19 protein-coding genes and 1 tRNA gene are annotated in these 22015 nt (G+C 41.7%); 10 read left to right on the top strand and 10 right to left on the bottom strand.

Annotated elements, in window-relative coordinates:
* Positions 1–155: 155 nt before the first annotated feature.
* The 9 genes from SNE26_RS20770 to SNE26_RS20730 all read right to left on the bottom strand — a co-directional run bounded on the left by SNE26_RS20770 (position 156) and on the right by SNE26_RS20730 (position 7541).
* The gene (locus SNE26_RS20770; RefSeq protein WP_321555814.1) at positions 156–740 is read right to left on the bottom strand and encodes a carboxymuconolactone decarboxylase family protein; all 585 of its coding nucleotides are present in this window, start codon (positions 738–740) and stop codon (positions 156–158) included.
* 199 nt (positions 741–939) lie between these two features.
* Positions 940–1485 (bottom strand): peroxiredoxin, encoded by a 546-nt coding sequence (locus SNE26_RS20765; protein WP_091172945.1) that lies wholly within the window; start codon positions 1483–1485, stop codon positions 940–942.
* 680 nt (positions 1486–2165) lie between these two features.
* On the bottom strand, positions 2166–3329 hold the full coding sequence (locus SNE26_RS20760; protein WP_321555813.1) for a toxic anion resistance protein: 1164 nt from the start codon (positions 3327–3329) through the stop codon (positions 2166–2168).
* 120 nt (positions 3330–3449) lie between these two features.
* Positions 3450–4064 (bottom strand): TerD family protein, encoded by a 615-nt coding sequence (locus SNE26_RS20755; protein WP_321555812.1) that lies wholly within the window; start codon positions 4062–4064, stop codon positions 3450–3452.
* A gap of 4 nt (positions 4065–4068) precedes the next feature.
* Positions 4069–4623 carry a TerD family protein gene (locus SNE26_RS20750; protein ID WP_321555811.1) on the bottom strand — a complete coding sequence of 185 codons (555 nt, stop codon included), beginning with the start codon at positions 4621–4623 and terminating at the stop codon, positions 4069–4071.
* The gene (locus tag SNE26_RS20745) at positions 4613–5458 is read right to left on the bottom strand and encodes a phosphoribosyltransferase family protein (protein WP_321555810.1); all 846 of its coding nucleotides are present in this window, start codon (positions 5456–5458) and stop codon (positions 4613–4615) included. Before SNE26_RS20745 ends, SNE26_RS20750 begins: the two co-directional genes overlap by 11 nt.
* Complete coding sequence (locus SNE26_RS20740; RefSeq protein ID WP_321555809.1) at positions 5455–6156, bottom strand: HAD family hydrolase; 702 nt, start codon at positions 6154–6156, stop codon at positions 5455–5457. The genes SNE26_RS20745 and SNE26_RS20740 overlap by 4 nt, the downstream gene beginning before the upstream one ends.
* 136 nt (positions 6157–6292) lie before the next feature.
* Positions 6293–6961, bottom strand: a complete 669-nt coding sequence (locus tag SNE26_RS20735) for a TerD family protein (protein WP_321555808.1) — start codon at positions 6959–6961, stop codon at positions 6293–6295.
* A 4-nt stretch (positions 6962–6965) separates the two neighbouring features.
* A complete protein-coding gene (locus SNE26_RS20730) occupies positions 6966–7541 on the bottom strand; it encodes a TerD family protein (protein WP_321555807.1) in 576 nt (191 codons plus the stop codon).
* 665 nt (positions 7542–8206) lie between these two features.
* On the opposite strand from SNE26_RS20730, the gene SNE26_RS20725 reads away from it, so the two are divergent.
* From SNE26_RS20725 to SNE26_RS20685, 9 genes are all read left to right on the top strand, one after another.
* Complete coding sequence (locus tag SNE26_RS20725) at positions 8207–8938, top strand: hypothetical protein (RefSeq protein WP_321555806.1); 732 nt, start codon at positions 8207–8209, stop codon at positions 8936–8938.
* 75 nt (positions 8939–9013) lie between these two features.
* Entirely contained in the window at positions 9014–11788 is a 2775-nt protein-coding gene (locus SNE26_RS20720) for a TonB-dependent receptor (RefSeq protein WP_321555805.1), read from the top strand.
* A gap of 9 nt (positions 11789–11797) precedes the next feature.
* Positions 11798–12973: a DUF4249 domain-containing protein gene (locus SNE26_RS20715; RefSeq protein WP_321555804.1), complete on the top strand. Its 1176-nt coding sequence runs from the start codon at positions 11798–11800 to the stop codon at positions 12971–12973.
* A gap of 52 nt (positions 12974–13025) precedes the next feature.
* The gene (locus SNE26_RS20710) at positions 13026–15410 is read left to right on the top strand and encodes a hypothetical protein (RefSeq protein WP_321555803.1); all 2385 of its coding nucleotides are present in this window, start codon (positions 13026–13028) and stop codon (positions 15408–15410) included.
* 197 nt (positions 15411–15607) lie between these two features.
* Positions 15608–15681, top strand: a tRNA-Asp gene (locus SNE26_RS20705).
* 500 nt (positions 15682–16181) lie between these two features.
* The gene (locus tag SNE26_RS20700; RefSeq protein ID WP_321555802.1) at positions 16182–17438 is read left to right on the top strand and encodes a site-specific integrase; all 1257 of its coding nucleotides are present in this window, start codon (positions 16182–16184) and stop codon (positions 17436–17438) included.
* A complete protein-coding gene (locus SNE26_RS20695; RefSeq protein ID WP_321555801.1) occupies positions 17435–18442 on the top strand; it encodes a PDDEXK nuclease domain-containing protein in 1008 nt (335 codons plus the stop codon). Before SNE26_RS20700 ends, SNE26_RS20695 begins: the two co-directional genes overlap by 4 nt.
* A gap of 102 nt (positions 18443–18544) precedes the next feature.
* On the top strand, positions 18545–18790 hold the full coding sequence (locus SNE26_RS20690; RefSeq protein WP_321555800.1) for a hypothetical protein: 246 nt from the start codon (positions 18545–18547) through the stop codon (positions 18788–18790).
* Between the two features lie 444 nt (positions 18791–19234).
* A complete protein-coding gene (locus SNE26_RS20685; protein ID WP_321555799.1) occupies positions 19235–19537 on the top strand; it encodes a helix-turn-helix domain-containing protein in 303 nt (100 codons plus the stop codon).
* Positions 19538–19633: 96 nt separating this feature from the next.
* Here the strand turns inward: SNE26_RS20685 and SNE26_RS20680 are convergent, their stop codons facing one another.
* Positions 19634–21268, bottom strand: coding sequence for a hypothetical protein (locus tag SNE26_RS20680; protein ID WP_321555798.1), 1635 nt, complete (start codon positions 21266–21268; stop codon positions 19634–19636).
* 167 nt (positions 21269–21435) lie between these two features.
* Between SNE26_RS20680 and SNE26_RS20675 the strand changes: the two genes are divergently transcribed.
* Positions 21436–21921 (top strand): hypothetical protein, encoded by a 486-nt coding sequence (locus tag SNE26_RS20675; protein ID WP_321555797.1) that lies wholly within the window; start codon positions 21436–21438, stop codon positions 21919–21921.
* Positions 21922–22015 lie beyond the last annotated feature (94 nt).

The raw sequence follows: 22015 nt of genomic DNA, 5'->3' as shown, positions 1-22015 counted from the left end.
AGAAGCTATTAACCAACTGCGTCTTTTCCGGAGCGTTATAGACTTATTTTGTTACCCACCACATTAGTCCGAAAAGGACCCCATTAGCACATCCTGGAAAACAAAAAAGCCGGCAAATTATATATTTACAGGCTTTTTATTGTTTTTTAAGCTTATTAGAATATGACTTTACCTGTAGCGGTAATTAGTGATGCTATACGTACCGCATCAAAAATTCGCTCTTCGGTAGTGCCTAATTTTATAAGCGAATCCTCATGTGCATTTACACACATTTCACATCCGTTAATTGCTGATACGGCTAAACTGGCCAGTTCAAAAAACTCTTTACCGGTAACAGGTTTCATCATGAGCTGCATCCGGATACGCGCAGGGATTTGGGTATACTTTTCCTTTTGGGTAAAATGCCTGAAACGGTAAAATATGTTATTTGATGCCAGTAATGAAGCACAGCCAACAGCTTCACCAATTTCGGCATCGGTGGCCTCGTTTTCTTTAGCGTATTTGGTAAAGTAGTTGGTTAGCGGGACGTTATTGTTGTTAGCCGCAGTAGCTAAACCCAACAAGGCGCATTCTTTGTTGGTTAAATGTGCTGAAGTAAGGGTGCTGGTAAAGTTCAGCTTCAGATCGCGCAGGTAACGTGATTCGCCTGTTTCTAAAAGGGTAAGGCTCACGGTGCGGTAGCTTTTATCTAATCCGATACTTTCAAGTATTTCCTGGATCACTTCGGTACTTTCGTTCATTTTTTTCGGGATTGTTTTTTATTTTCCTGTAGAGACGCATAATTGCGTCGCCCGCATGCAAGTTACGGAGACGAATATCGCAAGCGGCTTGTCCTACGAGAAACGCAATTATGCGTCTCTACATAATAAAACACTTAAAAAAGGGTGTAAAAAATCCCCGCACCGAAATACAGTACGGGGACAATTATCTGTTGTATAATTATACAGTTAAAGTTTCCTGACCTTTTTCCCAGTTGCAAGGGCAAAGTTCATCAGTTTGTAAACCGTCAAGTACACGTAATACTTCTTTCACGTTACGGCCAACGCTCAGGTCGTTAACTGATACCCAACGGATGATCCCTTGTGGGTCAACGATGAAAGTAGCACGGTAAGCAATTTTTTCAGTTGGTTCTAAAATACCCAGGTCTTCAGCTAATGATTTTGAAGTATCAGCAAGCATAGGGAATTTCAAATCGCGCAGATCGTCATGATCTCTTCTCCAGGCAGCGTGAACAAATTCAGAGTCGGTAGAAGCACCGATTAAACGGGTTTCGCGGTCACGGAATTCGCCAAAGTTTTTGTTAAACTCAGCAATTTCAGTAGGGCAAACAAAAGTGAAGTCTTTTGGCCACCAGAACATTACAGTCCAAACGTTATCATCGTTGGTTAAATACTCAGAAGTAAGGGTTTCAAACTCTTTACCTTTTTCAAGGCTTACTACTGCTGTTTTAGAAAATTCGGGGAATTTTTGTCCTATGGTTAACATATTTTGATATTTCTTTTAATGTTTATGCAAATATAGAAATTTTAAACCACCTCCAGAATACTTATAATTGATATGTTATAGATTTTAACTATAGTAGCTTATGTATAATATAGGATGTGTTTATCCGGATTTTAGGCTGCTTTTGTCATTTCAATGGCGTAGATATGTGATTGCGTGTGGATGGAGTTACTTGCAATAAAGGCACAAGTAGCCTTTACACACAGTTCCTTCCCTTCATACTTGCGCCAGTAAAGAGCGGTTACCCTGCGTTTTTATATCTGGCTATTTACAGTTTTAGGTAATGGCGTAAATTTTCATAATAACTACCTCATTATCGCTTTTTTAAGCTGGGCGCCTAATTTGATTTTGGCCGAGGTTATAAACAGGTATGGGAAGAGGCCGGTTGTGGTTGGGTGAGAACGCATCTACCTTTTATTATTGTCATCCTGAGCGATAGCGAAGGATTTTCTTCGCATGCTTAGCGGACGGGCAAGGCGACAATACAGGGCGAAGAAGATGCTTCACTACGTTCAGCATGACAAAAAGGCTATAACATTAAACCGTCATTGCGAGGTACGAAGCAATCCCCGATAGGCAGAGCGGCTTTGTAGATTCGCCCTGTATAGTTTGGGATTGCTTCGTACCTCGCAATGACGGTTATCTATAATCTTGCAAGCCTCTTAGCTCACACTTGTTACCGTCTTCTTAAGCTCTGTTTCCAGGTTTTGAAGTTCGATGTTAAGCGTACGGCGATTGGCAGTACCTTCGTCATGAATGCGTTTTACTTCGGTAAGGGTTTCAATGAGCGATGATGTGGTCTTTTTCAGTGTGTCTAACGATACTACCGTTTTCTCATTTTCGCGGGCTACGTCAATGCTGTTTTGTTTTAGCATTTCGGCATTCTTTTGTAAAATGGTGTTAGTAGTGTCCGAGATCTTTTTCTGCATCTCCACGTTCTCTTTTTGGCGGTTAAGCGCTACAGCTATGGTAAGCTGGTTTTTCCAAACCGGGATAGTGGTTGATACGATAGATTGCGCTTTTTCGGCAATGGTAGTATTGTTATTCTGTACCACGCGGATCTGCGCCAGCGATTGCATCATGATAAAACGCACCACTTTTAAATCGGCCAGGCGTTTATCGAGTCGGTTCACAAAATCGCGCAGGTCGGCAATTTCATAGTCCTGGTAGGCCGTTGGGTTTCCATCCATTACAGCCAGCTTTTCGTTAAGCTCATTGTACTTAAGCTGACCGGCAATGATCAGGTCTTCCATTTGTTTAATGTAGGTAACATTACTGTCAAACATGGTTTGCAGCGAGCTGTTATCCTTCAATGAGTTAACACGGCCAGCCTTGATCTTATTGGTGATCTTATCAATATTGTTAACCACAGTATCATATTTCTGAAAAAGCTTTTTGGTATCAACTACCAGCTTTTTCATAAACGGGATATGTGATATGAACGAGGTAAACGCATTTTGGTTCAGCTCATCAACATCAATATAGTTAAGTTCGGTAAGCAGGTCGTTGATCAGCACGCCAACCTCGCCCGAGTTGTAGGTACGCACCGAAGTAAGGAAGTTGTTGCTGTATTTCTCCATGGAGTTTTGTACCTCAACACCATAGTTCAGTATCGAGTTAACATCACCCGGATTGAGGTCCTTTCCCATCTCGCCGTATTTTTTTACATCCTCAGCCGGAATAACATCAAGATTTACGTTGCCCTGCTTATCCAGCCTCATAGGCACAGCACTGCTTTGCTGCCCGGTCGCCGGAATATCCAGATTGGTTGGAGTAATCAGCGGTGGTATATTTAGTTCATCATTATTATTTGGTGCACTTTCCATAATCTTATTTTTAATTATTTAGTGGTCAGGGCTGCTAAGTTTAATTAGCTTCTGTTTAAGTATCTATGAGCAATTTACGTTAAAAGTCACCCCGACTTAATACTTTACAACTTTAAATTTTTATAAATAAGTTGCAGTAACGGTTTTCACGGTTTCTTCCAGCTTACGGTCGCGGGTTGGTTCACCGATGGCGTTAAATTTCCACTCACCGTTCTTTTTGTAAAACACGCCCATTACCATGGATACATGGCCCGCAAAATCTTTGCTGTGCGCAATATCATAAGTAGCAAAAATTTCATTAACACGGGTTGGCGTGCCTTCGTAAATGCGGATGGATGCAAATGGAATGGTACCAAAATCCTGGCCGCGGAAGCTGTTCAATACAAAGGCCACGTAGTTAACGGTTGGGCTCAGTGTGCCAAAATCAACGGTGATCACTTCGTTATCCAGCCCGTCGTTACCTGCCATATCACCGGTAAGGTCATCACCACTGTGTTTAACCGAGTGATCTTTTGAACGAAGGTTGCCAAAATAGATCACATCAACCAGGCGTTTGCTTTCGTCATATAAAATACAACTGGCATCAAGGTCTACTGCCTCTTTAGTGGTACCCAGGCCAAACAGGCCTTTCTTTTCAATGGCCCCCCAGTTTATCCCAACGCATACATTTTGCAATTTGCTGCCGTTACTTTTTTCAAGGCTGATCCGCTGCCCTTTTTGAAGATTGATAGCCATATTTTTAGTTGTATTTGTTTAAATAATCCTGCAAACCGCCTTTCATGCCGGCACCCACAGCTTCAAATTTCCAGTTGTTATCTTTTTTGTAGATGCGGCCAAACTCAACGGCAGTCTCAATTGAAAAATCCTCTTCCAGCTCGTATTTCAAAATATCGGTATTGGTAGCCGAATCAAAAATGCGAACGAAAGAGTTGCGTACCTGTCCGAAATTCTGGCGGCGGCTTTCGGCCTCATGAATGGTTACTACTATGCAGATCTCGGTAGCACGCGGATCGATTTTTGACAGGTCGACAATGATCTGCTCGTCATCGCCATCACCGGCGCCGGTAAGGTTATCGCCGGTATGTTCAACCGCGCCATCAGGCGATTTTGGATTGTTGTAGAAAACGAAAAACTCGTCGCTCAATATTTTCTTATTATCGCTCATAATGAACACCGAAGCGTCAAGGTCAAAGGCCGAGCCTGTTGATGAGCTGTTTGTATCCCAACCAAGGCCTACTGTAAATTTGGGGGCACCAATAGTTTCCCGCTGACCTTTTTGCAAGTTAATTGCCATGCTGAATTAGTTTATTATTGTTTATTAATAGGTTTTGTTTAATAAAGTTTAAGTTAGGTGCATAGGCTTCAATGGTGTGATATCCATTACCCAAAGCCATATCATACAGCAAGTTTATGAAATTGCTGCCTTGATCTTGTATAAAGATGCAAAAACTTTCGTGATCGTAATTTAAAATATATTTTACTATGCGGGTGTTGATACAAAAGTCGTTGCCTTTAACGATATCATTTAAATGATAGATGTTTTTAACATGATGATAATTGAGGTAGTTTTCAATATTGGGGTGGATATTTTTGTTCACCAGTTCGGCAAAGTACAGCATATAAATGTCATTCTGTAAGCCATATTCATCTACCATTTTCATGATCATACGCTCATGACTGCCTGTGATCTTGATATCGTCCAGAAATAATAATGTTTTGCCCACAAGGAAATCCTTATCAATATGAAACGAATCGTTACCTATTAAATTGATCCTTTGCTCGGCATCCAGCTCGCCGTAATCTTCCTTATAAGTTATGGTGCGATGAACCTTTGTTTCCTGCACAACCGGATAGCCATTTTCGGCCAGCCAGCGGTTAAGCCGGCATACAAAATGGTTCTTCATGGCAAAGGTAGCTGTTGGGATAAACGAGTAGGGGCTCGATATCACTACTATTTGCTTTTTTATGGGCCGCCTGCTTAAATGTTCCGCAATGAAACCATCTGCCAGATCGGTACCGAAATAGCGGGATACTTCGCCATCGCCAAATTTAAAGCGACTGTAATCATCGGCATCGAAACCAAAATGTGTTGCGCTGTTGATATGGTGTAATGAGTAGGTAGCTTTCATAAACTTAATAAGGTTAAAATGGATAAGTTGTTTGAATTGATGAGCAGGCTATTGAGGCCTGCATCATTAGCCCCTGCTATATCTGCTGCCGGGTTATCGCCTATATGTATAATACCCGATGGGGCTATTTGCTTTGGTTCATTACATTCTTTAACTTTTTGCACCATTAGCTTAAATAAATCCCCGTTTGGTTTCGACATCCCCTCCTCGTCCGAATAGATCTGAAAGTTAAAAAAAGTATCCAACCCTAATTTAACCACCACCTTGCGGAGCGTTTGTCCTTTTATAAAGCCTGTATTACTTAAAATACTCAATGAGCAATCACCTTTTTGCTTTAGATGCTGCAGCACCTCAATTGTTACAGGCGAGTAAACCACCGGCAGGTAATAGAACAGTAACTTTTCCATATCGGCATAAAGCCTATCGATATCAATATCGGCAAGCGGATACTGGTTATCATTGATCATACCGATCACCATCAGGTACATTTCGTCGGCATCAATGTTTTTACCGGTACGCTCGTTCACGGCATTACACATCAGGTCAACCTGCCGGAAAGCCCTTGCCACCTCATCAATACTTTTAGCTGTCGGATTAAAATCCCGGTGAAAGATCTTGGTACGTTCTATCTTAAAGTACGGGTTTGACTTGATCAGCGTAAGCCAAAGATCAAATGAATAGTGCTGGTAGATTTGCATTTAAATAGGAGATGTATTTTCGAAGCAGTATTAAAAAGCGTCATTGCGAGGAACGAAGCAATCCCAAACTATACAGAGCAGACTTGCTAATCGGGGATTGCTTCGTTCCTCGCAATGACGTGGTTTATTTTTCTTCTTAATAGCCTTTTAGCATTTCCGAAAGGCTATCAGTTGTACCCGGATCGCCGATGGCGCGGAATTTCCAGGTACCGTCTTTGCGGTATACTTCGGCAAAGGTCATGGAACACATACCGTTATAGGTTGAATCACCGGAGAGGCTGAATTTAGCGATCTCTTTTCCATGACTATCAACTGCGCGGATGAAAGCGTTCTCAACCATGCCAAAGTGCTGGTTGTTTTTGCGGCCCTGGTATATGGCCACAAGGAAAAGGATGCGGTCATATTTTGGGTCGAGCGAATCAAGTTTTACGATGATCTGCTCGTCATCGCCCTCGCCTGCCCCGGTACGGTTATCGCCGGTAAGCCAGATGTGTCCGGATGGATGATGCATAGAGTTAAAGTAGATCACATCGCCCTCAAACATATTGATGGTACGGCCATTGGCGGTTTGTTTGGCGTAACCGCGATTAGCAACCTTACCGTTCTTATCCAGCAAAAACGCTATCGCATCCAAATCATATTCGGCCTCTTCGGCGCCTCCAAACAGCTTGCCTAAAAAGCCGCCGCCATGTGTTTTCCTAACATCCCAGCCTAAACCAATAGTTACTGACGACAGGTCGAAACTTTCGCCTTTATCATTTTTGCGCAGGTCAATTGTTTGACCTTTTACCAAATTTATAGCCATTGCCTTATTTGATTATTTGCCCTTTGAAATATTTACTTAAAAAGAAAGCCAGGTCTTCTTTATAACCTACGCCCGATGCTTCAAACTTCCATGCCCCGTTGCGTTTATAAAGCCTGCCAAACTCGATAGCTGTTTCGATAGAAAAATCCTCGCCCAGCTCGTATTTGCAAACTTCGGCGCCTGTTTGATTATCCAGTATGCGGATGTACGAATCGCGCACCTGCCCAAAATTCTGGCGGCGGGCCTGTGCTTCGTGAATAGTTACCACAAACAAAATTTCCTGGATGCGGGCATCCACTTTAGTTAAATCGACAGTGATAGATTCATCATCGCCGCCATCGCTGTTACCACCTGTTGGGTCGTCACCAGTGTGGTGGACCGATTGCTCGGGCGAATCGACATTATTATAGAATACAAAAAATTCATCCTGAGGTACCAGTCGGTTAGCATCGATCATGATGGCCGATACGTCGAGATCGAAATCATAACCTGTACCTTCATTCGGGTTCCAGCCCAAACCAACTGTCATTCTTGAAAGGCCGATATCTATTTTCTGCCCTTTTTGTAAGTTAATAGCCATTTTAGTATATGTTATTTTTGGTAAAAACCTGTATTGCCTATTGGGTTTTGCGCGGCATTGCAGGTATTGGCCGGTGACAACCGACAATTAAACATTTAATCTAAGGTAGATGTTTTATTGAGGTGGTATTGTAAAATTGTCTACACAAAAATAAGACGATAACAGGGGAGGGTTGTTACAGTAAGAGAGATGATATTTTATTGATTAGGGACTAATTTGCTTTTTTGTTTAATAGCACCTCGGATAACCCCGTCTTTCACTAAAGAATGTTTGCATCGATAGCCTTACCTAATATTAAACGGAATTAGATATTTGGCTGCGCTTTTGTTTTCCATGCCCATATTGCAAATTGGCATTAGGGCGCACTATACCCATCGACTTATGTGTTTTGCGCTTGATGAGGAAAAGGATTTTATAAAAATCCTAAAGGTTGCCCCAGGCATATGATTTGGGGTTGATTTATTTGAGTAATAACATTTAGGTGCTTAATACATAATTATTTAGCAAGAGCTGTTGCATCCGTTTTAGCCCATTCGTAATAGTACATACGGTACTGCAGTTGTTTTTTATGTAACACGATTAATACACTTGCTTTGGCTTATTAGAAGGGTGGCGTTTGGTAATTAATTGAAAGTCATGTAAATTTCATTTTTATAAAAACCTAAATGGTAAAAAAATCACTCCTGGCCTTAGTTATCACATGGGGCATAATTGCAAATAGTCATGTTTCTGCACAAACGGGCATTGATAGCACAGGTTTAGGCCTCGTAATTGCTAATTATCATACTGCCATAGATCAACAATCACACCTGTATAACGGGCCCGAATATGAATTTTATGATCCCCTGATAAAAGGCAACGCATATGTTTTTGACAATAAGATTTTTACACCGGGGGCGGTAAAATACGGAGCAGCGGTTTATCGCGACGTCCCGATGTTATATGATCTGAATAAAGATTTGGTAGTTATACTGCTTTATAATCACTTTACAAAAATTTCATTACTAAGCGAGCGCGTATCGGAATTTTGGTTGCTTAACCATCATTTTATACGCATTACTACCGATTCGACTGGCAAGGCCGGCCTTGCTACCGGTTTTTATGATCAATTATACCAGGGTAAAAGGATCGGCATCATTGTAAAAAGGGCCAAGAGCATCCAAACCAGTACCGGGAACAATACCATTGAATCTTTTTTTAGCGAGACAAAAAACTATTACCTGAAACAGGGAAATAGCTATTCCAATTTTAGCGGGAAAGGAGCACTGTTAGCTATACTTAAGGATAAAAAGAAAGAGCTTAGGCAATATATAAAAGCGAACAATATTGATTTTCGCGAAAATCTGGAACAGGCTATAGTGGATGTAGCTACTTATTATGATCATTTAACTAACTAATGTATTGTGCCTTATTGTTTAACGGGGCAAAGTAATATTGCATTGACTATATCGGCAGGAAAATAAAATAACCGGATGAAAAAAATTTACTTTCTAAGTTTCTGTTTTTTGATTTTAATTAAAGTATGCTATGCTCAGCGGGGGGCGGTAAAATCAATCAGCGTAAACTTTCAGCAAGCTACCATTGAGCAGTTTGTAACAGAACTGGAAGCAAAATCAGGTTATAGTTTCTTTTACGACCCAATGCAGTTTGACAGTTTGAAGGTAACCCTGCAGGTAACCAATAAACCTGTTGAAACCATATTGAGCCAGGCTTTTAAAAACACCGGTTTTAGTTTCGCCATTACCAAACAGCAACAGGTATTTTTAACTAAAGGGCGCGAAATACAGACGGGATTAGCTGTCGGGTATTTTGGCATCACAGCTGCCAATGCTACTGCAGCCAATATGAGTGTTTCACCGGTTAATGCTGATCTTGACAAAGATAAAAAGATACCCGAAGCGACAACAGAAAACAAGCTGTATGAAATAGGGGTCAAAACCAACACGATTGAGGCGGGTACGGCAACACTTTCCGGCTATGTGAAAGAAGCCAAATCGGGCGAATCGGTAACCGGGGCCAGTATTTATGTTACCAATACCAAAACAGGAGTGGCTACCGATCAGTTTGGCTATTTTACTATCAAATTACCCAAAGGCAGGCAGGTTTTAAGTGTTAGGGGCATTGGTATGCGCGACACCCGCAGGCAAATCATCCTTTACTCGGATGGGAAGATCATTATTGAAATGCAGGAGCAGGTAACCAGTCTTAAAGAAGTAAAAATATCTGCCGAAAAAGTAGCTAACGTACGCAATGTTCAGTTAGGGGTAAACCGGCTCGATATTAAAAGTATAAAACAAGTACCTACTGTATTTGGCGAGGCCGATATATTAAGGGTGGTGCTTACCCTGCCCGGCGTTCAATCGGTAGGAGAGGCCACAACAGGTTTTAACGTACGCGGAGGCTCGGCCGATCAGAACCTGATATTGATGAATGATGCCACCATTTATAACCCTTCGCATTTCTTCGGCTTCTTTTCGTCGTTTAACCCCGATATAGTTAAGGATATCGAATTATACAAAAGCAGTATCCCCGAAAGGTTTGGCGGGCGTTTGTCTTCGGTATTAGATGTAACCAATCGAGAAGGTAATAAAAAGAAGTTTACCGGTTCGGCAGGCATTGGTTTAATCACCAGCAGGCTTAATGTTGAGGGACCTATTATTAAGGATAAAACCTCGTTTTCATTCGGTGGCCGCACCACTTATTCCGACTGGCTCCTTAAGCTCCTCCCGGATGCCTATAAGCATAGTTCGGCCTCATTTTATGATCTCAACCTCGATATAAGCCATCAGATAGATGATAAAAATAACCTGTATTTAACCAGTTATATAAGCAGGGACAAATTTAGGCTCAACAGTGATACGGCTTACAGTTACAGCAACAGGAACATCAACCTGAAATGGAAGCATAATTTTAACAACAAACTGTTTAGTGTTATTACAGCCGGGATAGACAAGTACCAATATGATGTTTTAAGTGCCGACAACCCGGTAAACGCCTACAAGCTAAACTTTGATATTAACCAAAGTAATTTCAAAACAGATTTCACTTATTATCTTAACCGTAAAAACACTGTCGACTTCGGGCTAAGCTCTATTTATTATAAACTCCATCCCGGAAGCTTTCAGCCCCTTGGCGCGCAATCATTAGCAGCCCCCGATGTTGTCGCCGCACAACAGGCCCTGGAAAGCGCCTTATACCTGGGCGATAAGTTTGACGTTACCGACGACTTGTCGATAAGTGGTGGTGTAAGGTATTCGATCTATAATTTCCTTGGGCCGCAAACGGTGTATAACTATGCGCCAAACCTGCCTAAAACAAGTGCCAACCTGCTGGATAGTACCAATTACGCAAGCGGTAAGTTTATTAAAACGTATTCGGGGCCCGAAATCAGGGTTTCGGCCAGGTACCAGCTGGGCGATAACCTATCCATAAAAGGCGGCTATAATACGCTTAGGCAATATATTCACCTGTTATCAAACACAACAGCCATATCCCCAACTGATGTTTGGCAACTAAGCGATCCTAATATCAAACCTCAATATGGCGATCAGGTATCGTTAGGTCTTTATCATAATTTAAAATCAAATACTATTGAAACATCAGTTGAGGTTTATTACAAACGGTTAAGAGATTACCTTGACTACAAAAGCGGGGCCAACCTGGTATTAAACCATCATATTGAAACAGATGTGGTAGGTACACAGGGTAAAGCATATGGAATTGAGTTTTTAGTAAAAAAAGCCACCGGGAAAGCCAACGGATGGATCAGCTATACTTATTCACGCACATTTTTAAGGCAAAATGACCCTAATGCCGGTGATTTGATCAATGGAGGGGCTTATTATCCTGCAAATTTTGATAAACCACATGCTTTTAATTTTATTGGCAACTACAGGTTTTCACACAGGTTTAGCGTGTCTTTAAATCTTACTTACAGTACAGGCAGACCTATCACACTGCCTATTGCCAAGTACGAGTATGGTGGTTCGGAACGGGTGTTTTATTCAGACAGGAACCAATACCGAATTCCGGACTATTTCAGGTCGGATTTTTCAATGAACATTGAAGGCAATCATAAAGTGCACCAGTTAACTCATAACTCATTTACAATAGGGGTGTATAACTTAACCGGCAGGCAAAACGCGTATTCAACATTCTTTACCGAACAGGGCGGGGTTATTAACGGGTATAAGCTATCCATATTTGCCAAACCCATTCCATTTATTAATTATAATATCAGGTTTTAATTGAAAGTGATGAAAGGAAAACGATACATATTGATTTTATTGTTGCTGGGAGGTATATATAATGCCTGTAAAAAGCCTTATAACCCTAAAATTGTTGACTCTCCCAATCATTACCTCGTTGTTGAAGGGGTGATAAACAATGGCAGCGATTCAACAATAATAAAACTAAGCAGAACGGTTAATATTTCGGGTAGCGTAAGTACAAGCGGGGTTGATAACTGCGCTGTATCCGTTGAGGCTGAAGGGGGAACAGTATATTCACTTACACCACAGGGAAATGGAGCCTACATTACAGCCGGGCTTAACCTGGATGCGTCAAAAAAATACCGGTTGCACATTATTACTAATGATAGCAAGGAATATGCATCTGATTATGTAGAGGTGAAAAAAACGCAGCCCATTGACAGTATTGGGTTTTATATTAAAAACAACAATGTACAGATCTATGTAAATACGCATGATGCTGCAAATAACACCCGATATTACCGTTGGAGTTATGATGAAACCTGGCGGTTCCACTCCAAATACCAATCGGCATATATGGTTGATCCTGTGGCTAAAGCAGTTGTTTTTCGGCCACCCAGCGAAAGCAGTTATTATTGTTTTACGGGAGACAGATCAAGTACCATAGTGATAGGGTCATCAGCTAAACTATCGCAGGATGTGATATTTCAGCAACCTGTAACAACCATAGCTTCAACATCTGAAAAAATTGAAATGCGTTATTCCATTTTTCTGAAACAGTATGCTTTAACAAAAGAAGCTTACCAGTTTTGGGAAAACATGAAAAAAAACACGGAACAATTAGGCAGTATATTCGATGCACAGCCATCACAGCTAACAGGCAATATCCACAACCTTAAAGATCCGGCCGAGCCCGTTATTGGTTATATAAGTGTAACCAATATTCAATCCAAAAGGGTATTTATTGATAATGCCGATCTCCCCCGCGAATGGGTGACAGCATATCCGTATGATTGCGGCCCGCCTGATACTGCACTTATTTTTAACCCTAAAACCAAACAAAATGATGTACTGGGCATAATAATCAATGGTGGAGCCATACCAGTTCTTGATATAACCGAGAAAATGGCTGTAATAGGGTATACTTATTCATCGATTGAATGTACTGATTGCAGGATCAGGGGGTGGGTGCAAACGCCCTCATTTTGGAAAGAGAGATAGAAAATAAAAAATATAAATAATGCCATGAAAACAAATCAATAAGATTTTGGCTATGAAAGAAATTAAAAAACTTGCTATCGTTCCATTGCTTTCAGGTATGCTGCTGTTATCATTAAGCGGGGTGGCGCAAACAATAGGTCAGATTTCCGATAGCTTTAATAAGTACGGCCAAACTATTGTGCAGGAAAAGATATTTGTGCATACTGATAAAAGCGCATATATCACCGGCGAAATTTTGTGGTTTAAAGTATATAACGTTGATGCTACTTATCACAAGCCGCTTGGCCTTAGTAAAGTTGTATATGTTGATGTATTGGACAGCAAGCAAAATGCCATAATACAAACTAAAATAGAAATGAAAAACGGCCTTGGAAATGGGTCTGTTTATATACCGGTATCGGCAAGTAATGGCAATTATAAGTTAAGGGCCTATACCAACTGGATGAAAAATTTTAGCCCTGATTATTATTTTGAAAAGGCTATAACCATTGTCAACCCGTTAAAATCTCCCGAAACACAGGTTAAGGCGTTGCCATCAGACTATGACGTTCAGTTTTTCCCGGAAGGAGGGAACCTCGTTGCGGGTATTAACAGTAAAGTTGCCTTTAAAGTTACAGCACCGGATGGTAGAGGATTAAGTGAATACAGAGGCTTTATTATTGATCAGAAACACGATACGGTGGCGCGCTTCCGGCCGCTGAAATTTGGTATCGGCAGCTTTTTATTTACCCCGACGGGCGGGAATATTTATACAGCTGTTATTAAATCGAGCGGTACCCCGCCTGTTACCAAAGATTTGCCCGCAGTTAATAGCCGGGGTTATGTAATGGCGGTAAAAGATTTAGGTAGCACACAGGTAGAGATCACAGTAAAGGGGGCCGGTTTTGAAGCCGGCGAATTATACCTGTTTGCTCATACAAAGCAATCAGTTAAATTGGCTATGACGGCATCTTTTAATAGCGGCACAGCCAGCTTTATACTTGATAAAGCTAAATTGGGCGAAGGAATATCGCACTTAACAATTTTCAATAGCGCCAGGCAACCTGTATGCGAAAGGCTTTATTTTAAACGGCCCAAACAAAACCTCATTATCGAGGCCACTGCTGATCAGGCTTCATATGCACACCGTAGAAAAGTAAGTGTAGATATTGTTGCTAAAGATTTTTTGGGGCAGGTGAAATCGGCCAACCTGTCGATGTCTGTTTATAAGATTGATTCATTACAAAATATTGATGCCGGCGAAATATTCAGTTATCTGTGGCTCAAGTCAGATTTGCGGGGAAATATAGAATCTCCTGGTTACTATTTAAAAGATGCCGATGCTGAAGCCGACACTGCCCTTGATAACCTCATGCTTACACAAGGCTGGCGAAGGTTTCAGTGGGATAATGTGCTTAGTAGTAAGACGGCGGCATTCAGCTTTTTTCCAGAGTATGACGGGCACCTGGTTACCGGTAAAATAACTAATACGCGAACCGGCGGTGTTGCCAAAGATATAGTTGCCTATTTAAGTGTTCCGGGAAAACGCGTACAGCTTTATGCCGCAAAAAGCGATTCGGCAGGCAGGTTAGTTTTTAATACAAGGCAACTTTATGGCCCCGGCGAAATAGTGGTTCAAACCAATTCAGAACGGGATACGGCCTATCATATTGATATTTTAAGCCCCTTTTCTGAACAATACTCGAAATACCCTGTGTCCGAATTTAACCTTACCGGGGGCATGCAAAATGCCATTGAGGAAGGAAGCCTGGGCATGCAAGTTCAAAATATTTATTTAAGCAATAAGATCAAGCACTTTTATGAGCCGCAGGTTGATAGCTCGGGCTTTTATGTAAGCCCCTATAAAACCTACCTTTTAGATAACTATACCCGTTTTACTACAATGGAAGAAGTGCTGAGGGAGTATGTAAGAGAGGTTTGGGTTAACAGATCACAAAAACGCTATCACATTAAGGTACTTAATGATAATGGGTTTTTAGATGGCGACCCGTTAGTAATGCTTGACGACGTCCCCGTTTTTAATATAGACAAGGTTATGGCTATTGACCCGTTGAAAGTCCGTAAGCTCGAAGATGTTCCGTACCGGTATTATTGGGGCCCGTCGGTATACGAGGGTATATTAAGCTTTACAACCTATAAGGGCGATCTTGGTGGTGTTGAAATAGACCCAAGGGCAGTGGTGCTCGATTATGAAGGCCTGCAATTGCAACGTGAGTTTTATTCGCCGGTATATGACACGGAACAGACTGCTAAAAGCAGGGTCCCCGATTTCAGGAACCTGCTTTTTTGGGCACCCGATATCAATACTTCGGCCCCGGGCAAAAAACAGTTGTCGTTCTATACGTCTGATCAAACAGGTAAATACATAGGAATTGTACAGGGAATTACGGCACAAGGCGACGCCGCAAGCCAATATTTTAACTTTAAAGTGCGATAGAATATTTTTTTCAAAAAAAAATTGCGGAGCAACCTGCTTTGATATTTTGCTATTTAAATCTGAAAACCAATGGTTTACTATCTGTGCAAAAGAGTCTGCCAATCAAAAAATACTGCTGAATTTGGATTAAACCAACTTTTTTGAAAAAACAATTTGTGTAAATTAAAATGGTTTGTATATTTGCACACCCAAACGGAGGAGTGGTAGTTCAGCTGGTTAGAATACATGCCTGTCACGCATGGGGTCGCGGGTTCGAGTCCCGTCCATTCCGCTAAAAGAGCCGCAAGGCACATCAAAAGCGCTTAGATTACTGGTCTAAGCGCTTTTTTTATACCCAAAAAACCGCAAAATATCTCAGCATTTATGACCCATCCAGCGGCCTATTCGGTGACTGGTTCAGAACACCTAATTTAGTCACCAAATCAATGATTAACTGATTGTAAATCAATTATTTGTATTCATAATTTCAGGGCGTAAAACACCTCAAATTATCGCAAATTTTAGGACTTATAATTGGCCCGGATTAAGACTTGGATCAGGTCATTTAAAATGAGCTCGGTCCCGTTTGGACCGAGGGTTCGGGTCCCACCAAAAATGATGCAAATCTTCGTTTTGGTGACTATAGCGGTGACCTGTTTTATCTACCTGAAAAAGGTCACCGAATAGTGGGTTAATTGATTGATTTTGAAGCACTTGAATAAGTGGAAATTGGTCATGAAAAGCGAGTTTTCGTGACCTGATTAATTATCAGGTATTTAAAATTTTATTCAAATGAAAAATGCACAAAAGTTTTCAGTCCTGATCTGGGCTGACAAAAGGAAAACAGATGCACAAGGTATGGTGCCGTTGTACGCGCGGATCACTTACCTAAGCAAACGCGCAGAGATCTCACTCGGCCGAAAAGTCGATCCCCCAAAATGGGATGCAGAAACCGGTTATGTAAGAGGGAATGGTTCGGAGGTAAGAGACATCAATACCCAGATCATAGAGGCGATCAACGAGATACGGCGCGCTTTTGACGACCTTAAACGTACGGAAGATTTCATCACTGCTGAAAAGATCAAGCAGAAATACACCGGGGAGGGTGCGAATCATCGCATGTTGCTGGAAGTTTTCGATGAGCATAATAACCAACTGGAGAAATTGCTCGACAAAGATTTTGTCCGGGCTACGCTCACTAAGTACAAGACGGTCCGCAAAAAAACTGCAGCATATATTCAATGGCGCTACAAAAAGCCGGACATCTACCTCGAATCAATCGACTACGGATTTGTGACCGGGTTAGAAATGTACCTTAAAACGGAGGATAAGATCGAGCATAACACGGCCATGCGTTATATCAAGAACCTCAAAAAGATCATCAACCTTGCGGTAAACAATCAATGGATGAGTCACAATCCATTCAACCTTTTTAAATGTACTTATAATAAGGTCAATCGTCTTGAATTAGAATGGGAGGAGATCAATGCCCTGGCCGCCTACAATTTCAAAGTGAAGCGTCTGGCAGAAGTAAGGGACACCTTCCTGTTCTGCTGCTATACCGGTTATGCTTTTGTCGACGTAGATAAGTTAACCCCTCAGCATGTGATCACCGGCGCGGATGGTGTCACCGGGGTTAAAACTACACGTACCAAAACCGCCATTGAATCCAACGTTCCATTGATCCCGCAAGCCATTGAGATCATCGAGCGGTATGCTGAACATGATGCCAGAATCATCGAGAATCGCTTGTTACCGGTTAAGAGCAATCAAAAAATGAATGCCTATTTAAAGGAAATAGGCGATCTGGCGGGTATTGAAAAGGTATTAACCACGCATATTGCGCGGCACACTTTCGCGACTACGGTGACCCTGGAGAATGATGTGCCGTTGGAAACTGTCAGCAAGATGCTTGGTCATGCCAAATTTGCCACGACTCAAATTTATGCAAAGATGAAGGATAAGAAGGTCAACCGGGATATGCAGGCCTTAAAGGAGCGCCTTGAAGCAAATCGAGCAGGACAAAAATTGAAGGAGGAATTGGTATGAAATCAGATGCGATCATCATCGACGAGATAAAAAGCATAATTAACAATGCTCAGACAGCTGCCATTCGGGCCGTCGACCATCAAAGGGTACTGATGTACTGGAGCATTGGAAAAAGAATTTTTGAAGAGGAACAACATAGTCGAGAGCGAGCGGTATACGGAGAGCGGTTAATAGGGTATCTCGCCGACCAGTTAAAACCTCAGTTTGGCGAAGGGTTTGCGGTAAGGAACCTTAACCGTATCCGACAGTTCTATAGGAAATTTCCAATTGTGTCCACACTGTGGACACAATTGAGTTGGTCTCATTTCAGGTTCATACTTACGATTAACAACGACGAAAAAATTCAATTTTATTTGCAGGAATCAGTGAAGAACAATTGGACAGCCAGACAATTGGATCGACAAATCAGCAGTCAGCTTTACGAAAGGCTTTTACTAAGCACAGATAAAGAAAAAGTCTTGTCAGTAGCGAGAAATGAAAAGCAGCCGGCAGATGCGAAGGAGATCATCAAGGACCCCATGGTGCTTGAATTTTTAGGGCTTAAGCCAGAAGCGGCCTATTATGAAAAGGATTTAGAAAATGCCCTTATTACCCATCTCCAGGAATTCATGCTGGAGTTGGGCAACGGCTTTTCCTTTGTAGCCCGGCAAAAGCGTATACACCTCGATGGTGACGACTTTTTTGTTGATCTAGTATTCTATAATCGCTTACTTCAATGCTTTGTTATTATTGAATTGAAAACGCATAAGATCACGCATCAGGATTTAGGGCAATTGCAGATGTATGTCAATTATTATGACCGAATAGAAAAGCTGGCACATGAAACTCCGACTATCGGGATTTTGCTCTGTCTTGAGAAAAACGACACGGTAGTCAAATTTACCTTGCCGGAAAAGAGCAATGTTTTCGCTTCTAAATACCAGCTTTACTTACCGACAGCAGAACAGCTTTCTGAGGAAATTCAGAACGAGGTCATTAAACAACAACAGAAAGAAATAGAATAGCCGGAAAGCATTTATTTAAATTGTGCAGGCAGTGTCTGCACAATTTGATATCACAATTTGTGATGTCAAATTATTAATCAAAACAAGAACCAAACTATAGTTATGAAAAAGACAAGATTCCCACGGGTAGCTTTGGAAAATTTCCGTTCCATGGCCCCAGGTAAGTTAAAGGCGGAGATCGAGAGTTCAAAGGCAAGGTTAGCGATTTTGACGCCCCGCAACCATAAAGAAGAATTGCTGATTGCCGGTAACTGGAAGCGGATTGGGGTTTTACAAGTAATCCTTGAACATCAACAAGATCCTGAACTTGAAAAACTGCTGGGACCAATCGCAGTACTGGTTGATTAATTTTCCATATCGCAAAAGGCTAATTAGCGCCATACACTATACCGACCGCCTATACAATTTTATATAAATGCTAGTTGAGCATTTTTTACGTGGACGAATTGTGCCTGCACTGCGGGCACAATTCATTTTCAATGTTCAACTCAATTTTAATGTATAAACGGACCGCATTCGTAAATCGCCCAATGCACCACCTTTAGCCAAACTGAATTATGCACGCACTGCGTGCATAATTCAGTTTGTTTCTTTACAAGTTTTTGATGCTGAAGTTGAATTGCGTCCGCACTGTGGACGCAATTGATACGATAACATCTCCTTCTTAAAAAACCTGCTGTCCGACTCGGACAAGCTCGGATTAAATCGGGGCACTTTTCAGCCAAATTTGCTGTAAGTTTCGGTATTTGCCACAGCGAAGCCGGAAGATGTATGAATTTAAACGCATATTTTATGGCAGCAGAAATTATCACTAAAGAAGACTTGCAGGAGTTCGGCAACATCTTACTGAACCAGATCAAAAGCCTTTTGGGGCACGCGGTAGAAGAGCCTAAGAAATGGCTGAAAAGCTACCAGGTTAAAAATTTGCTCAAGATCTCGGACAATACATTGCAAACCCTTCGCGACAATGGCACGATCCCGTTCACTAAAATAGGCGGCATATTGTATTACAGCATTGATGATATTAACCGGGTATTGTCCGGCGAGGTAAAGAGCAAGCGAATTCGGATAGGTAAAGGAGCGAACGCGGCCTGATTAAACAGGAAAGCCCGACAATCGCTGCCGGTACTTTTCAAACCTTAACCTTATTGCAATTCGCCAAAAAGTTTTGACGACGTTATGCGCCAGTCATTAGACGATCAGGGCAAGGTTCGTGAAATAAGGTTGCTCCACTACTATCTCATTGCCATCAGGCATTTTTAAGGCAAACTTAGGTATTACGAATTTCCGACCCAGCAAATGTTGCAGGTTATGGAGAGTAAGTGTAGGAAATTTAGCATCGTACATATACAAGGTCGGCGCGTTAATCAGGAAGATTCCGTTGACAATATAGTCTGCTTTATCCTCAATGGTCACCTCGTTCACCACTTCCAAATGAACCAATACCCGTTCTGTTTCAGCTTTAGCAAACGTAATCTTGTTATTAAGCTGGGTTTCATACTTGCTCTTGAAGGTGGTGTAGTCCCGCTTCCAGTTAAAATAATCGAAGCGGGATTTATTGTGTTTGCATTCTACAATGTAAAGTATCTTTTGCGTTGTGTCGGCAAATATAAGATCGATCTCACCAATGCCTTTAATATTACCGATAGGAAAGTTATTGCCTTTATGCTGCCGCAGGCTCTTAACACTTTTATCAAAGGGAATTTGCGCCGCCTTTAATAACACTACAGCTGCATCTTCCAAGATATCATCATGAGTGCTTTCCAAATGCCGAACAAAATCTTTGATTGGCTTATGTTGCCTCCATTCATCGGCAACATGGCCCCAGGGCAAAGCATTTGTCGTTAAAGTACTTAAACATTCCAGCCAACGGTTAAATCCGGCTATCAAATAGACCTCGTTGTCAATGGTCACCTCGACTAACGGGCGGTACATGATGCGGTTAATATCCTGGCTTCGCAATATACAATCCTCAAAGCTTAAAACATTCCTGCGGCTAACAGTTAGCCCATCATAAAAACTGATGGCCGCATTCCTATTGGCAGGAAACGCTTGCCTCACCTCTTCATACAATTTTTCTTTTGGTAATACGGCAAACCTGAAATTGGGATTTTCGATCTGTTGAGCAAGAAAGCCGGTCATCTCGCCATATTCTACTCCCAGGTTTTTCCAAACTTCAATGAGGTCTGTAATTGTATGATATAAGGTGATGCTGTGGTCATGCTTGGGAATATCTCTTTCCAGATAATCAAGGATCGGCTTATAAGCAGGTTCGGTGCCGACCCCTAATAGCCCCTGCTCGTCTATATCAAAATTAACTGATCGCGGGAATAACTGGCTCTGGGCAATCTGCTGACTGATGATAAAGGCCTGGTAACCGAGGTAAAGCAATTTATCAAGTGTCTGAATATAACTCTGGCGGTTTTGCGCAATTTCCCGCATAAAATTACGGTTGCCTTTGAGATCAATGGTAGAAGCTTGTTCCAGCACGATCCGAAGTGTTCGCCTGATATTGGCGAAGTCACTTTTATTCACCGGAAACTCTGCTCCACCCAACATTTCTTTGAAAACATCTATCGTATTCTCTAAAAGGTGTTGGATATACAGGTAAAAAGAGGCTCTCGTTTCACTGGCAAGAACTGCCATAAATAAATCACTGCATTTAACAAATGCCAGCTTAAGGGCATCCTGAACAGTGTCCGCATTTTTTATTTCGCCTGGGCCGTATTTTTCATTGACCGGGGCACTGATCTGCGTCCAGTATTCATCACTAAGATCAAAATTAAGCGTTGGTATTTCTAAGTGCTTTATATTCTGGATCGGCATATATTGGGGTTTTGAATTATCGTAAAGTTCTAAAATTTTTAATTCAATGGGTAATGAGAACAATCCTAAATCTAATAGGTTTCCACAAATGGTATAAATAAATATCATAATTGACTTTTATTTAACGACATTATGACGTATTATTGTCTCCATAAACGGATTGACTTATGGACATAACCGAAGATTTAGGATGTTTTACCGCTCAGTTCGAGGAACTTGGACTAACACCTCTTGAGCTTGCCAGCCGTTTAAAGACCTGGGGAGATCACCGTACGCATGATGCGATCATCCGTAGTATTCAGCGAATGCTCTCAGGCGATACAGGGGTATCAGGTGAAATGAAAGTGCTTGTTAATATGCTGACCTATTTGCAGCATTTGGAAGATGAGCAAAATACAGGGCTACAATGGATGAAAATGCCATCAGGAGGCTATATCGGAAAGGCGGGCGATTTTATGCTCAATCTATCACCGCAGTCCAAAGGCCGCTGGCATATCAGTATTGTTCATCAGCCGAGTGGTTATAGTCACCCATGGCCTTCCTGGCAAAATGATTTGGAATCCGCGAAGCGTAAAGCTTTGTTCTGCCTGGGGGATGCACGCAGGCATATCTTTGAATGGCAACGTGATGAAAGACTGAACTCAGCTTTGTAACAGTCAAAAAAATGCAGCGCCCCGTGGTTTCACCGATCCTCCAAAATCAATGCGAAAGCACGGGGCGAAATCGGGGCGGGCATACGCCCGCCCG

The sequence above is a fragment of the Mucilaginibacter sp. cycad4 genome (assembly GCF_034263275.1).
Taxonomy (GTDB): domain Bacteria; phylum Bacteroidota; class Bacteroidia; order Sphingobacteriales; family Sphingobacteriaceae; genus Mucilaginibacter.
Note: the sequence above shows the minus strand (reverse complement) of the source record. Positions and strands in the feature narration are given on the sequence as shown.